This window comes from Candidatus Hydrogenedentota bacterium (assembly GCA_016791475.1).
Lineage (GTDB): Bacteria > Hydrogenedentota > Hydrogenedentia > Hydrogenedentales > JAEUWI01 > JAEUWI01.
Map to the genome: position 1 here is coordinate 1 of JAEUWI010000528.1, position 501 is coordinate 501.

General features: G+C 68.3%; 2 protein-coding genes. One reads left to right on the forward strand and one right to left on the reverse strand.

What is annotated here, in order from left to right; genetic code table 11:
• Positions 1-206 (reverse strand): AarF/ABC1/UbiB kinase family protein (locus tag JNK74_30625; protein MBL7650522.1); only part of this gene is annotated, 206 nt, incomplete at its 3' end.
• Here JNK74_30625 and JNK74_30630 point away from each other — a divergent pair.
• Positions 199-501 (forward strand): PQQ-binding-like beta-propeller repeat protein (locus JNK74_30630; protein MBL7650523.1); only part of this gene is annotated, 303 nt, incomplete at its 3' end. The genes JNK74_30625 and JNK74_30630 overlap by 8 nt on opposite strands.

Sequence of the window (501 nt, forward strand, 5' to 3'; positions counted from 1 at the left end):
GCCGGAGTGTCGTGGAAGTGGGCGGCGAAGGTTTCGCCGTTGTCGGCTTCGGCGGTCAAATCCAGCTCGCGGACGGTGTAGGCGCGGAATTCCTCGATGATGGCGGCCGGCTGGAATTGGGGCAGCAACCGATCCAGCAGGGCGCCCAGCCAGCGCAGCAAGGTGAGATCGGCTAGCACGGTCTCGCGGACGCCGGGTTTGAGCACCTTGACGACCACCGCCGCGCCGGCGCGGGTGGTGGCGGTGGACAAGGTCACCGGCCAGACGGTGTGGAACACGCAGATCGACGACACCCAGTTGTCGATGGTCACCAATTCGGCGGTGGTGCACGATGGCGTGGCCTACGTGGGCACCGCCTCGAACGAGGAACTGGTGGCCGCCTTCGTGCCCAAGGCCTACTGGCAGTGGCGCTTCCGCGGCGCGGCCGTGGCGCTGGACGTGAAGACCGGCCGCATCCTGTGGAAGACCCACATGGTGCCGCCGGGCTACCACGGCGGTGGC